Genomic DNA, 11,877 nt, shown 5'->3' on the forward strand with positions numbered 1-11,877 from the left:
GGTTCCGCCCTTACGGCGGGTCACTTTTGGAAGAGCGCCAAAAGTAACCAAAAGCGCTTTGCCCCACCACTCGGCACCTCGCCTAGGCTCGGTGTGCCCTCACTCCGGCATTGCTCCGTGGGCCGCCGCGAAGGGCCATCCATGGCCCAGCGCGGCTATCCCGGCATCCATGCCGGGATGCCCACTGCGCAATGCCTGCGTTCGGCCAGCGTGGTTTAACGGGGCGTCCAGATCAAGATCAAGATCAAAATCCAAAGCAAAGCAAAGCAAAAGCGGGGGGCATGTCCAGCATCTATGTGGATGAGCCACCGCCTTCGCGAGCAAGCTCGCTCCCACAGGAGAAACGCAGTCCCCATCAAGAACCAGGTCGGCTACCAGGCCGCCTCGCGGTGGACGTTGATCTCGGGCGCCCCGTTAACCACGATGCCTGAACGAAGGTGTTGCGCAGTGGGCACCTCGGCATGGATGCCGAGGTAGCCGCGCTGGGCCATGGATGGCCCTTCGCGGCGGCCCACGGAGCAACGCCTTCGTTCAGGCATGCCGAGCCTAGGCGAGGCACCGAGTGGTGGGGCAAAAGCGCTTTGGTTACTTTCGCGCTTTTCGAAAGTGACCCGCTGTAAGAGCGGAACCATAAGCCGCCGTTACCACAAAAATGGATATACACACCAACCAAAAAAAACGGCGCCTTTCCATTTCTGAAAGAAGCGCCGTTTTTTCTAAGTTGAGCAGCATTACGGCCATTGGTCGGGTTTCTGTTCAACCGATCATTGCATCCACGGCGGCGGTGGTTCTTCGGTCTTGCCGGGCGGGGCATCGTCGGCGGCGCGTACGGCCTGGCGGCGTTCCTCGTCCAGGCGCGCGGCCTCGATCTCGCGCATGATCCCGCCGACATCCGCCAGTTCTTCCGGCTCGTCGAACTCGCCGGTCAGCATGCTGGCCGGGTGCAAGGTGCCGGCTTCGTACAGCGCCCACATTTCCTTCGCGTACTTGGTGCGCTTGAGCTCCGGGGCAAACCGACCGAAGTAGGACGCCATGTTGCCCACGTCCCGCTCCAGCATGCTGAAGGCATGGTTGTTACCCGCAGCATCCACGGCCTGCGGCAGGTCGATGATCACCGGCCCGGTCGGCGTGAGCAGGACGTTGAACTCCGACAGGTCGCCGTGCACCAGACCGGTACACAACATCAGCACGATCTGGGAAATCAGATAGGCGTGATATTCACGGGCCTGGTCCGGCTCCAGCACCACATCGTTCAGACGCGGCGCTGCATCGCCGTACTCGTCGGCCACCAGTTCCATCAGCAGCACGCCTTCAAGGAAGTCGTACGGCTTGGGCACGCGCACACCCGCGCTAGCCAAGCGGAACAGCGCCGCTACTTCGGCATTCTGCCAGGCGTCCTCGGTTTCCTTGCGCCCGAACTTCGAGCCCTTGGCCATGGCCCGGGCCTGACGGCTGTTGCGGACCTTGCGGCCTTCCTGATATTCGGCCGCCTGACGAAAACTTCGCTTATTCGCCTCCTTGTAGACCTTCGCGCAACGTAGCTCGTTACCGCAGCGCACCACATAAACAGCTGCTTCTTTACCACTCATGAGTGGGCGCAGCACCTCGTCGACCAGACCGTCCTCGATCAGGGGTTCAATGCGTTTTGGAGTCTTCATCAGCTTTTATTGTGGGTCCTTTATTACCAAACACGCGAATGACAGTCGTTATACGGCAATCCTTCCTCCACGGGGAGGGGTTGCCGACCTATGAACCTGTGATGCACACAATGTGCCGGATCAATCGACCGAGCCGAATCATAGCCGAGACCGAACCTGGCATTGGTAACTGAATGCCCAGGCATTTGCGACAAGAGCTGACAGCCATGTCTACCGTCGGCTGTAGGAAGTGCGACAACTCAATGCTTGAACAACTCCCCCGGCGTAAACCCGAACATCCCCTTGAACGCCGCAATGAACGCGGACGTTGAATCATAACCGCAGGACAACGCGGCACTGGTGACGCTGTCGCCCTGCTCCAGCGAGCCCAGGGATGACAACAAGCGCATGCGCTGGCGCCAGGCGCGAAAGCTCAGGCCGGTCTCGCGCTGGAACAGGCGCATCAAGGTTTTTTCCGACGTGCCCAGGCGCTCCGCCCAGGCGTGCAAGGTGACGTTCTGCTCAGGCTGTTCGATCAACTCGTTACATAGCCCCAGCAGACGGGCATGTCGCGGCAGCGGCAGGGAGAACCCCACCTCCGGCAAAGTCGCCAACTGGTCCAGCAACACCTGCACCAACCGTTGTTCCTGAGTGTCGCCTTGCGGGTAATCGACCGGAAGCTGACAGAACACCTTGATCAACTCACGGGCCAGAGGCGTGACTTCCAGCACCCGACAGCGCTCATCGGCCCAGGGGCAGGCGTGGCGATGCACATACAAGCTGCGCATTTCCGCTCGGGTGGAGGTCACCACATGGTGTTCCAGGTCGGCCGGGATCCAGATGCCCCGTTGTGGCGGGGCAAAGAAACTACCCGCTGCGGTGTGTACGCCGAGGACGCCGCTGATGGCGTAGGAAAACTGCACCCAGTCATGACGATGGGCTTGCGTCCAGGAACCGGCGCTCAAACTTTCGACACGGGCGTACAGCGGCCTCGGCAATTGCGCCAGGTCGGGGATGCGGCGTTCGAGCTGTTGGTGTCCGTTAGGCGGCATTGATTGGCCTTATGTCGCAAGACGACTGGTAGGGACGACGTTAGGCTAAGTCGACTTTTCTTACAACTTGCGGTGCCCTATGCATATCCTCAGACACCTCAAACGCATGGTGACCGACTGGTTCCTGTGCGGCATGTTGCTCGCCACGCTGTTGGCGTACTTCTTTCCAACCTTTGGTGCCACGGGCGGCGCCATGCATGCCGAATGGGTGGTCAACATCGGCATCTTCGTGGTGTTCTTCCTGCACGGGGTCAACCTGTCCGGCGAACAGATCCGCCACGGTTTGAAGAACATCCGCCTGCACGTGATGGTGCAGGGTTTCACCTTTGGCGTGTTTCCGTTGATCTGGCTGATCAGCCACTGGCTCGTCGGCAGCCACGTGCCAGCGCTGCTGATGCTGGGGTTCTTCTACCTGTGCGCCCTGCCCTCGACCATTTCTTCCTCGGTGGCGCTGACCGGCAGTGCCGGCGGTAACGTGCCGGCGGCGATTCTCAACGCGAGCCTGTCCAGCGTACTGGGGATTTTCCTGACACCGCTGCTGGTCAGTTTCGTGGTCGGCAGCGGCGCCGGTGGCATCGACCTGGGGTCAACCTTGCTCGACCTGTGCATGATGTTGCTGCTGCCACTGGTGCTGGGGCAGTTCCTGCGGCGTTGGTTGGCTGGCTTTTTCGGCAGGTACAAGCGCTACACCAGCATCATCGACAAGCTGGTGATCCTGCTGCTGGTCTACGCGGCGTTCTGCAACTCGATGGTGTCCGGCATCTGGCAACAGCAAGGCCACGGCGTGCTATTGAGCGCAGTGCTTGGCAGTGCCGTACTGTTGGCGATCATCTTGTGGGCGACCACCCGCACTGCCCGCGCCCTGCAATTCAGTAGCGCCGATGAAGTCGCCGCGGTGTTCTGTGCCAGCAAGAAATCCCTCGCCGCCGGGGTGCCCATGGCCGCATTGATTTTTGGCAATCATCCCGGCCTGGGGCTGATCCTGCTGCCGATTATGATCTATCACCCGCTGCAGTTGATCGTCTGCTCGATCCTCGCCGAGCGCTACGCCAGCCATCACCGGGAACTGGCGTCCCGCCAGGACGGCGCCGTCCTCAACGCTCGATAATCGCCGTCACGCCCTGGCCCGCGGCGGCGCAGATGGAGATCAAGCCGCGACCTCGCCCGGCGGCATCAAGCAACTTGGCGAGGTTGGCGACAATGCGCCCGCCCGTGGCGGCAAACGGGTGCCCGGCGGCCAGGGAACTGCCCTTGACGTTCAACCGACTGCGGTCGATGGACCCTAGCGGCGCGTCGAGGCCCAGGCGGGTCTTGCAGTAGTCCGGGTCTTCCCAGGCCTTCAGTGTGCACAATACCTGGGCGGCGAACGCTTCATGGATCTCGTAGTAATCAAAGTCCTGCAAGGTCAAGCCGTTGCGCGCCAGCAATCGCGGCACGGCGTAGACCGGGGCCATCAACAGCCCTTCGGCGCCATTGACGAAATCCACCGCCGCCGTTTCGCCGTCGCGCAGGTACGCCAGGATCGGCAGGCCTCGGGCCTTGGCCCACTCTTCGCTGCCCAGCAGCACCAACGAAGCGCCATCGGTCAGTGGCGTGGAATTACCCGCGGTCATCGTGCCCTTCGCGCTTTTTTCGAAGGCTGGCTTGAGGGAAGCGAGTTTTTCCGGGGTCAGGTCCGGGCGCAGGTTGTTGTCCCGGGTCAGGCCAAGAAACGGTGTCATCAAGTCGTTCTGCCAACCTTCGGCATAGGACGCGGCCATTTTCTGATGGCTTTCCAGGGCCAACTGGTCTTGCGCCTCCCGGGGGATCTGCCAGGTCTGGGCCATCAATTCGCAATGCTCGCCCATGTTCAGGCCGGTGCGCGGTTCGTTGATGCGCGGCAGATCGGGGACGAGGTGCTGGGGACGCAGTTGCAGGAAGGTCTTGATCTTGTCGGCGGTGGTCTTGGCGCGATTGGCTTGCAGCAGAATCCTGCGCAACCCTTCATTGACCGCGATCGGCGCATCCGAGGTAGTGTCGACGCCGCCGGCAATGCCGCTGTCGATCTGGCCCAGGGCAATCTTGTTGGCCACCAGCAGCACCGTTTCCAGCCCGGTGCCACAGGCCTGTTGTACGTCATAGGCCGGCGTCATCGGTGACAGCCGCGAGCCGAGCACGCATTCGCGGGTCATGTTCATATCCCGGGAGTGCTTGAGCACCGCACCGGCAGCCACCTCGCCAATGTGCAGGCCATGCAGGTTGTAGCGTTCGATCAGCCCCTCGAGGGCAGCCGTCAACATCGCCTTGTTGCTGGCGGTGGCATAGGCCCCGTTGGAGCGGGCGAACGGAATGCGGTTACCACCGATGATCGCGACGCGGCGTAGTTGTGTCATGAAGAACTCCCTGTGTAGGTCTAGTGCCCTGTGAAGACTCAACCGAACCCTGTGGGAGCAAAGCTTGCTCGCGATGAACGATGACGCGACCTACCTGAAAAACGCGGTGTCTGCATCGCGAGCAAGCTTTGCTCCCACAGGGATTCGGTGCCTGGAAAAAGCGCTCCCGCTCAAGCTTAGGCTTTATCTCGCCAATCGAACGACTGATTGCCAATCATGGTCCACACTTGGAACCTCATCAGCCGGAGTGTGTTCCATGTCTGACCGTTATATCGACTTTGCCAACTCGCCCATTGGCCGGCGCATGGTCGGGTCCCTCGGCCTGCCATCGCCGGTGCGCCTGGAACGCTGGCAGGCCGGGCGCCTGCGGCCGATCGAAGGTGCACTGCTGCTGGGCGGCGGGCCGTTGACCGAACAGATCGGCACGTTTGCCAAGCGCCTGACCGACACCATCTTCATCTACGGCGGCGAGCCGACCCTGGCCACCGAGTGGATCCCCGGCCATGGCCCGAAAATCAAGGCGGTGGTGTACGACGCCAGCCATTTGGTGCAGGCCGACCAGCTCAAGCAGCTGCGGGAATTTTTCCAGCCGCTGATGAAAAACCTCGACCACAGCGCCCATGTCGTCATCCTCGGTCGCGCGCCGGAAAGTCTTGCCGATCCGTTCGCCGCCAGTGCCCAGCGAGCGCTGGAGGGTTTCAGCCGTTCCCTGGCCAAAGAGCTGCGCCACGGCGGGACGCTGCAACTGTTGTACGTCGGCGACGGCGCCGAAGCCCAGTTGGAAGGTGCACTGCGGTTTTTCCTGTCGCCCAAGAGCGCCTTCATCTCCGGGCAGGTCATTCGCCTCAACGCCTGTGATACCCAGGTCCAGGACTGGACCCGACCGCTCACGGGGCTCAAGGCGCTGGTCACTGGCGCAGCCCGCGGAATCGGCGCCTCCATCGCCGAAACCCTGGCCCGCGATGGCGCCGACGTGATCCTGCTGGATGTCCCGCAAGCCAAGACCGACCTCGACGCCCTGGCGGCACGCCTGAGCGGACGCAGCGTCACGCTGGATATCTGCGCCGAAGACGCCGCCACCCAGTTGATCGAACACCTTCCCGACGGCGTCGACATCGTGGTCCACAACGCCGGCATCACCCGGGACAAGACCCTCGCCAACATGACCCCGGAGTTCTGGGACGCGGTGCTGGCCGTCAACCTCAATGCCCCGCAAGTGCTGACCAAGGCCCTGCTCGACAGCGGCACCCTGCGCGACAATGGTCGGGTGGTTCTGCTGGCGTCCATCAGCGGCATTGCCGGCAATCGTGGGCAGACCAACTATGCGGCGAGCAAGGCCGGACTGATCGGCCTGGCCCAGGCCTGGGCGCCGCTACTGGAGCCACGCGGCATCAGCATCAACGCCGTGGCGCCGGGCTTCATTGAAACCCGCATGACCGCCGACATCCCCTTCGCCTTGCGCGAAGCCGGGCGACGCATGAGTTCCCTGGGCCAGGGCGGCCTGCCCCAGGATGTCGCCGAAGCCGTGGCCTGGCTCGCACAACCAGGCACGGGTGCCGTGACCGGTCAGGCCCTGCGGGTATGCGGGCAAAGCCTCCTGGGAGCGTGACCATGACGATCCAATGGCATGAAGTCAGCAGCCAGCCCTCCATGTCCGGGCTTTACTGGAAAGCGGCAACACGGCGCAAGGTCACCGGAACGACCTTGCCCGAGGAAGGCCTGCGTCAAGTGCTTCAGGTCGACCCGCAACGCCTGGCGGCCTATCGCAAAGTCTGCGGTTTCCTCGATAGCGGACTGCTGCCGCCGACCTATCCCCACGTCTTGGCGTTTGCCCTGCAAATGCAATTGCTCACCGCGCGGAATTTTCCATTTCCGCTGTTGGGGCTGATCCACTTGAGCAATCGCATCCGCGTATTGCGGCCTATGGGCGGGGTTGGCCAGGTGCGGGCCAGCGTCCATGTCGAAAATCTGCAAGCCCACCCCAAGGGCGCGGTATTCGACCTGGTGACCCGCCTCGATGATCAGTTGGGGCCGCTATGGGAGGCCCAGAGCCAGATGCTTTGCAAAGGTGTCCAGCTCGACGGGGCACTTGTGGAGGATTCACCGCAGGCCAGCCTGCCCTTGATTGAAGTCGCGCACTGGACCGCACCGGCGGACATCGGTCGGCAATACGCCAAAGTGTCCGGCGACTACAACCCGATTCACCTGAGTGGTATCAGTGCCCGGTTGTTCGGCTTCCCCACCGCCATCGCCCATGGCCTGTGGAACAAGGCCCGGACCCTGGCGGCGCTGGATGACCACCTGCCCGAGGCCAACATCGAGATCGATGTGACCTTCAAGAAACCGGTGCGCCTGCCCAGTGAGGTGACACTGCTGGCGAGTGCGGCGGGGTCCAGCGGGCAACTGCAACTGATGGGGGCTGGGGGTTTGGAGCATATGGTAGGAGAGTGGCGGCCGGTGGCCTGAGCAGAATGATGGGATGGTCTCCACACCCATCCCTGTGGGAGCGAGCTTGCTCGCGATGGCGGTGGGTCAGCTCGCATCCATCTTGAATGCGCTGCGGTCAACGCGGCGGGTAGTTGGACAGGATCCGTCCCACCGTCTCGCGCACGGCCGTGTTGCGGTCAGTCGGGTTGGGCGAGTTGCTGAGCAGTTGTTCGTCACTGCCACGCCACACCAGCTTGCCGTCCTTGCCATCGAGCAGGTCGATTTGCACGGTGGCGACCTTGTAGCTGATGTTGCGGGTTTCGTTGTACATCGGCCCGCCCCAATAGCCATTCCAAGGGCCGCCCCAACCACCGCCGCCGTAGTTGGTGGTGACCTGCTGCTGGCGGTCCTCGACGATCAGATAGGCCTGCACCAGCACATCGCCGTGCCCACTCGCCGCCGGACGCAGGCCGCGCTGGTCGAGTTGATCGGCCACCGCCTGGCGGATCCGCTGTTCGGTCAGGTCGCTCTTGATGCGAGGGTCATCGGGGCGATATTGCAGCGCCGGGTCTTTCCAGCTCCAACTGCGATACGCCGCGAAATCGCGGCTGGTGTCGAAGTCATGGTTGACCTGGTTAGAGGCACAAGCGCCCAGCAACAGGGTGAAGGCCAGTAGAGCAAGACGGCGAAACATGGTTTTTCTCCGTTGCGTAATCAACTTGGAGGATACGCCGACATGGCTTTTTCCACCGCCGCACGAATGGCATCGGTGCGTTCGCTCTGGCTGCCCCGCTGGCCGGTCTCGGCGCTGGCGCTCCACACCGGTTGCCCCGTGCGGGCATCGAACAGATCCACCCGCACCACCACGACCTGCTCCTGGTACGTGCGCACCATCGGCACCGGATGGTACATGCCATAACCCGGACCATAGCGGTCATAACGGTTATAGCCGCCGTAGTAACCGGCATCATAGTCGTCCCGGACCTGGCGCACGCGGGTTTCCAGACGCAGGTCGGCGCTGACGAACAGGTCGGCGGGCCGGTTGTCATGCAGCGGGCGCAGGCCACGCTGGTCCAGGGCATTGCTCACCGCTTCGGCCACCTGGGCCGAATCCGCCCAGGCGGAACCCGACGGCAGGCGCCCGTCGCGCCAGGTCCAACTGCGATAGCGCCCATAGTCACGGGGCGGCGCAGGGTAAGCGCTGCGGTCGAACACCGTGGCGGCCTCGGGCGGCGCCGGCGGCAGCGGATTGGACGTGGCGACATAGGGGTTGCTGCCCTGGCAGGCCGCCAGTCCCAGGCACAGCATCAACAACCCTGAACGACCTTTCATTTCGCTCTCCGGTCACACTGGACGGCAGATCCAGTGCAGATAACGTCCCAACCCGGCAAACGCCGGATGGCGACGGTGGGCCAGTTCCATTTCCAGCAGCTGCGCAAGCTCCACGCGGCCCTGGAACTCCACCGGCATGTAGTCATGGAAAACCCGCACGCCACTCTGGTTTTCGACCTGCCACAGGTCTTCAAGTTGCGCCGCCAATTCTCGCGGATCAAGGGGTTGTTGCGGCGTCAGGCTCTGTTTTTCGCCGGCCATGTCATTTTTGCGCAACTTGCGAAAATGCCCCTTGAGCAGGTTGCGATAAACCAGCGCGTCGCGGTTGTAGAACGCCAGGGACAACCAACCGCCCGGGACCGTGAGTTGATGCAGCACCGGCAGGATCGCGTGAGGTTCGGCCAGCCATTCCAGCACCGCGTGACACAACACCAGGTCGTACGGCTCGGTGAGCTGGCCGAGCAGGTCCTGCCAAGGTGCCTGGATGAACGTGGCGCTCTGGCCCGCCTCGGCAAAACGCTGGCGGGCGCCTTCGAGCATGGGCTCGGCCGGCTCGGCCAGGGTCACCTGATGGCCCCGCTCGGCCAGCCACAACGACATGTGGCCCAGGCCGGCGCCGATGTCCAGCACACGCAACGGACGCTGTGGCAAGGTCTCCAGCAGATCGGCCTGAAGCACCGCCAGGCGGATCGCACCCTTGGCCCCACCGTAGATTTTTTCGGCAAAACGCGTGGCGAGCTGATCGAAATGACGGTCGCTCATTGGCCGAACCGCCGTTCGCTGTCGGCCAGCTTGCTGCGCACCACAGCGTCCATGTCCAGGCCCAGTTCGCTGCAAAGCAGCAACAGGTACAACACGATGTCACCGACCTCCTGCCCGGCGTGGGCCAGTTTGTCCGCCGGCAACTGGCGCGACTGGTCCTCGGTCAGCCATTGGAAAATCTCCACCAGTTCGGCCATTTCCACACTGGCGGCCATGGCGAGGTTTTTCGGGCTGTGGAATTGCCGCCAGTCGTTACGGTCACGAATGGCATGCAGGCGTTCGGTCAGTTCAACAAGGTTCATCGGGTTCTCCTGAATGCGCATAGCTTCAGGGGGATGACCAGGGAAGGCAAGAGTCTCGGTACGAAGCGACGGTTTGCCCCATAATCGAACCAACTCGGCCGCCACAGCTCCTACAATCAGGAGCCAACGGCTCAGCTCAGATCCCCTCCCATCAGGATGCACATATGCAGGCAGAAAGCTTTTTCGAATGGCTCGGCCAGGCGCTCGGTTCGGTGATCCGTTTCATCGTCGACCTGCTCAGCGGTCTCTTCAACACCCTGGCCAATGCCGGCGGCAATTTTGTCGATGGGCTGTCACGCACCCTGGGCATGGACACCTCGATCATCAGCATCATCGCGCTGATCCTCGGGCTGATGCTGCTCTACTCGGCCATCCGCGCGTTCATGCGGGCCTCGATCGTCATGGGCATCATCTGGCTGGTGCTGGGGTTGTGGTTGTTGAGTTGGATCATTCACTAGGGCTCAGAGCACTGGGTGGGAGCAAAGCTTGCTCGCGATACAGGCGCCTCGGTTCCCTGAAAGACCGCGTCATCTTCATCGCGGGCAAGCCTTGCTCCCACAGATTTTGCTCGTTTCCCACGCTCCGGCGTGGGAACGATCAGGCGAGAACCCGCTACAATCGCGCTCCATCAAGGAGCCCGCATGTCCAACCTGACCACCGACTGGCGCGACCGCCTTACCCATCGCCGGGTCTGGGCGCTGGCTGCGCCAATGATTCTCTCGAACATTTCCGTACCGCTGGTGGCCTTGGTGGACAGCACCGTCATCGGCCATTTGCCCCATGCTCATCAACTGGGCGCCGTGGCGGTCGGAGCGAGTTTGTATACGGTGCTGGCGTGGGCCATGGGTTTCCTGCGCATGGGCACCACCGGGTTCGCCGCCCAGGCTGCCGGGCGTGGCGATGGGGCGGCGTTGCGACAAGTGTTGCTGCAAGGGCTGTTGTTGGCGATGGGGTTGGCGGTACTGCTCGGTGCCGTCGGCGTGCCATTGAGCGACGTGGCGTTGCACTTCATGCAGCCGTCCGCCGAGCTCAACCAGTTGACCCGAGACTTCTTCCACACCCGGCTCTTCGGCTTGCCGGCGGCGCTGGCCAGCTATGCGTTGGTTGGCTGGTTCCTCGGTGCCCAGAATGCCCGGGCCCCGCTGGCGATCCTGCTGGTGACCAACCTGGTCAACATCGCCCTGAACCTGTGGTTCGTGATCGGCCTGGACTGGGGCGTGACCGGATCGGCCCGGGCGTCGGTCATTGCCGAATGGACCGGCGCGCTGGTCGGCCTGGCCCTGGCCCGCAACACACTGCGCGCCTGGCCCGGGCAGATCGCCTGGGCCGCCCTGGGGCTGTGGCACAGTTGGCGCCCGCTGCTGGCGGTGAACCGGGACATTTTCATCCGCAGCCTGGCGCTGCAAGCGGTGTTTTTCCTGATCACCGTGCAAGGCGCACGCCTGGGGGATGCGACCGTGGCGGCCAACGCCCTGCTCCTCAACGGCCTGTTGCTGACAGCCCATGCCCTGGACGGCCTGGCCCATGCCGTCGAAGCGCTGTGCGGCCATGCCATTGGCGCCCGCGACCGCCTGGCGCTGCGTCGCTCGCTGGTGGTGGCGTGCGGCTGGTCGTTGATTGCAAGCCTGGGTTTTGCACTGCTGTTCCTGCTCGCCGGCCACCTGTTCATCGACATGCAGACCGACATTCCCGACGTGCGCGCCACCGCTTATCACTACCTGCCTTACCTGGCCGCCTTGCCACTGATTGCGGTCTGGAGTTACTTGCTCGACGGGCTGTTCATCGGTGCCACCCGTGCCCGGGAAATGCGCAACGGCATGCTGCTGACCCTGCTGCTGGTGCTGCCAATCGCCTGGGCGCTGCAAGGGTTGGGCAACCATGGGCTGTGGATCACCTTCCTGCTGTTCATGGCCCTGCGCAGCCTGACCCTCGGTGCTTTTGCCTGGCACTTGCAGCGGCACGACCGCTGGCTCGGCGCATCAGCCCACTAACC

At 63.0% G+C, this 11,877-nt stretch carries 13 protein-coding genes; 5 read left to right on the plus strand and 8 right to left on the minus strand.

The window, feature by feature from the left end; genetic code table 11:
* Nucleotides 1–371: 371 nt before the first annotated feature.
* The 3 genes from AB4Z20_RS23575 to AB4Z20_RS23585 form a co-directional block, all read right to left on the minus strand.
* Nucleotides 372–515 carry a hypothetical protein gene (locus tag AB4Z20_RS23575; RefSeq protein WP_442090692.1) on the minus strand — a complete coding sequence of 48 codons (144 nt, stop codon included), beginning with the start codon at nucleotides 513–515 and terminating at the stop codon, nucleotides 372–374.
* 249 nt (nucleotides 516–764) lie between these two features.
* Entirely contained in the window at nucleotides 765–1,658 is an 894-nt protein-coding gene (locus AB4Z20_RS23580; RefSeq protein WP_018607638.1) for a PA4780 family RIO1-like protein kinase, read from the minus strand.
* Nucleotides 1,659–1,897: 239 nt separating this feature from the next.
* Complete coding sequence (locus tag AB4Z20_RS23585) at nucleotides 1,898–2,689, minus strand: AraC family transcriptional regulator (RefSeq protein ID WP_018607635.1); 792 nt, start codon at nucleotides 2,687–2,689, stop codon at nucleotides 1,898–1,900.
* Between the two features lie 79 nt (nucleotides 2,690–2,768).
* Between AB4Z20_RS23585 and AB4Z20_RS23590 the strand changes: the two genes are divergently transcribed.
* Nucleotides 2,769–3,797, plus strand: a complete 1,029-nt coding sequence (locus AB4Z20_RS23590; protein WP_253471389.1) for a bile acid:sodium symporter family protein — start codon at nucleotides 2,769–2,771, stop codon at nucleotides 3,795–3,797.
* Here AB4Z20_RS23590 and AB4Z20_RS23595 read toward each other — a convergent pair.
* Nucleotides 3,784–5,061 (minus strand): acetyl-CoA C-acetyltransferase, encoded by a 1,278-nt coding sequence (locus tag AB4Z20_RS23595; protein WP_442090682.1) that lies wholly within the window; start codon nucleotides 5,059–5,061, stop codon nucleotides 3,784–3,786. The two genes, AB4Z20_RS23590 and AB4Z20_RS23595, sit on opposite strands and share 14 nt — an antisense overlap.
* 256 nt (nucleotides 5,062–5,317) lie before the next feature.
* Here AB4Z20_RS23595 and AB4Z20_RS23600 point away from each other — a divergent pair, with 256 nt between their 5' ends.
* Complete coding sequence (locus tag AB4Z20_RS23600) at nucleotides 5,318–6,670, plus strand: 3-oxoacyl-ACP reductase (protein ID WP_253471385.1); 1,353 nt, start codon at nucleotides 5,318–5,320, stop codon at nucleotides 6,668–6,670.
* 2 nt (nucleotides 6,671–6,672) lie between these two features.
* A complete protein-coding gene (locus AB4Z20_RS23605; protein ID WP_253471383.1) occupies nucleotides 6,673–7,527 on the plus strand; it encodes a MaoC family dehydratase in 855 nt (284 codons plus the stop codon).
* Between the two features lie 97 nt (nucleotides 7,528–7,624).
* Here the strand turns inward: AB4Z20_RS23605 and AB4Z20_RS23610 are convergent, their stop codons facing one another.
* The 4 genes from AB4Z20_RS23610 to AB4Z20_RS23625 are packed head-to-tail and all read right to left on the minus strand — an operon-like array spanning nucleotide 7,625 to nucleotide 9,884.
* The gene (locus tag AB4Z20_RS23610) at nucleotides 7,625–8,182 is read right to left on the minus strand and encodes a DUF4136 domain-containing protein (protein WP_024617878.1); all 558 of its coding nucleotides are present in this window, start codon (nucleotides 8,180–8,182) and stop codon (nucleotides 7,625–7,627) included.
* A gap of 20 nt (nucleotides 8,183–8,202) precedes the next feature.
* Nucleotides 8,203–8,820 (minus strand): DUF4136 domain-containing protein, encoded by a 618-nt coding sequence (locus AB4Z20_RS23615; protein WP_320389844.1) that lies wholly within the window; start codon nucleotides 8,818–8,820, stop codon nucleotides 8,203–8,205.
* A 12-nt stretch (nucleotides 8,821–8,832) separates the two neighbouring features.
* Complete coding sequence (locus AB4Z20_RS23620) at nucleotides 8,833–9,582, minus strand: methyltransferase (protein WP_253471379.1); 750 nt, start codon at nucleotides 9,580–9,582, stop codon at nucleotides 8,833–8,835.
* Nucleotides 9,579–9,884 carry a MazG-like family protein gene (locus tag AB4Z20_RS23625; RefSeq protein WP_003186192.1) on the minus strand — a complete coding sequence of 102 codons (306 nt, stop codon included), beginning with the start codon at nucleotides 9,882–9,884 and terminating at the stop codon, nucleotides 9,579–9,581. Before AB4Z20_RS23625 ends, AB4Z20_RS23620 begins: the two co-directional genes overlap by 4 nt.
* A 164-nt stretch (nucleotides 9,885–10,048) precedes the next feature.
* Here AB4Z20_RS23625 and AB4Z20_RS23630 point away from each other — a divergent pair, with 164 nt between their 5' ends.
* Nucleotides 10,049–10,342 (plus strand): hypothetical protein, encoded by a 294-nt coding sequence (locus tag AB4Z20_RS23630; RefSeq protein ID WP_018607618.1) that lies wholly within the window; start codon nucleotides 10,049–10,051, stop codon nucleotides 10,340–10,342.
* 183 nt (nucleotides 10,343–10,525) lie between these two features.
* On the plus strand, nucleotides 10,526–11,875 hold the full coding sequence (locus AB4Z20_RS23635; protein ID WP_442090683.1) for an MATE family efflux transporter: 1,350 nt from the start codon (nucleotides 10,526–10,528) through the stop codon (nucleotides 11,873–11,875).
* Nucleotides 11,876–11,877 lie beyond the last annotated feature (2 nt).

The sequence above is a fragment of the Pseudomonas sp. KB_12 genome, from assembly GCF_052114545.1.
In the GTDB taxonomy this organism is placed as follows: Bacteria; Pseudomonadota; Gammaproteobacteria; order Pseudomonadales; family Pseudomonadaceae; genus Aquipseudomonas; species Aquipseudomonas brassicacearum.

Bases quoted from the DNA above. Each gene is read 5' to 3' on its own strand.
- AB4Z20_RS23630 (WP_018607618.1), top strand. From the start codon at position 10,049: ATGCAGGCAGAAAGCTTTTTCGAATGGCTCGGCCAGGCGCTCGGTTCG.
- AB4Z20_RS23605 (WP_253471383.1), top strand. From the start codon at position 6,673: ATGACGATCCAATGGCATGAAGTCAGCAGCCAGCCCTCCATGTCCGGG.
- AB4Z20_RS23580 (WP_018607638.1), bottom strand. From the start codon at position 1,658: ATGAAGACTCCAAAACGCATTGAACCCCTGATCGAGGACGGTCTGGTC.
- AB4Z20_RS23620 (WP_253471379.1), bottom strand. From the start codon at position 9,582: ATGAGCGACCGTCATTTCGATCAGCTCGCCACGCGTTTTGCCGAAAAA.
- AB4Z20_RS23595 (WP_442090682.1), bottom strand. From the start codon at position 5,061: ATGACACAACTACGCCGCGTCGCGATCATCGGTGGTAACCGCATTCCG.
- AB4Z20_RS23590 (WP_253471389.1), top strand. From the start codon at position 2,769: ATGCATATCCTCAGACACCTCAAACGCATGGTGACCGACTGGTTCCTG.
- AB4Z20_RS23610 (WP_024617878.1), bottom strand. From the start codon at position 8,182: ATGTTTCGCCGTCTTGCTCTACTGGCCTTCACCCTGTTGCTGGGCGCT.
- AB4Z20_RS23615 (WP_320389844.1), bottom strand. From the start codon at position 8,820: ATGAAAGGTCGTTCAGGGTTGTTGATGCTGTGCCTGGGACTGGCGGCC.
- AB4Z20_RS23600 (WP_253471385.1), top strand. From the start codon at position 5,318: ATGTCTGACCGTTATATCGACTTTGCCAACTCGCCCATTGGCCGGCGC.
- AB4Z20_RS23635 (WP_442090683.1), top strand. From the start codon at position 10,526: ATGTCCAACCTGACCACCGACTGGCGCGACCGCCTTACCCATCGCCGG.
- AB4Z20_RS23625 (WP_003186192.1), bottom strand. From the start codon at position 9,884: ATGAACCTTGTTGAACTGACCGAACGCCTGCATGCCATTCGTGACCGT.
- AB4Z20_RS23585 (WP_018607635.1), bottom strand. From the start codon at position 2,689: ATGCCGCCTAACGGACACCAACAGCTCGAACGCCGCATCCCCGACCTG.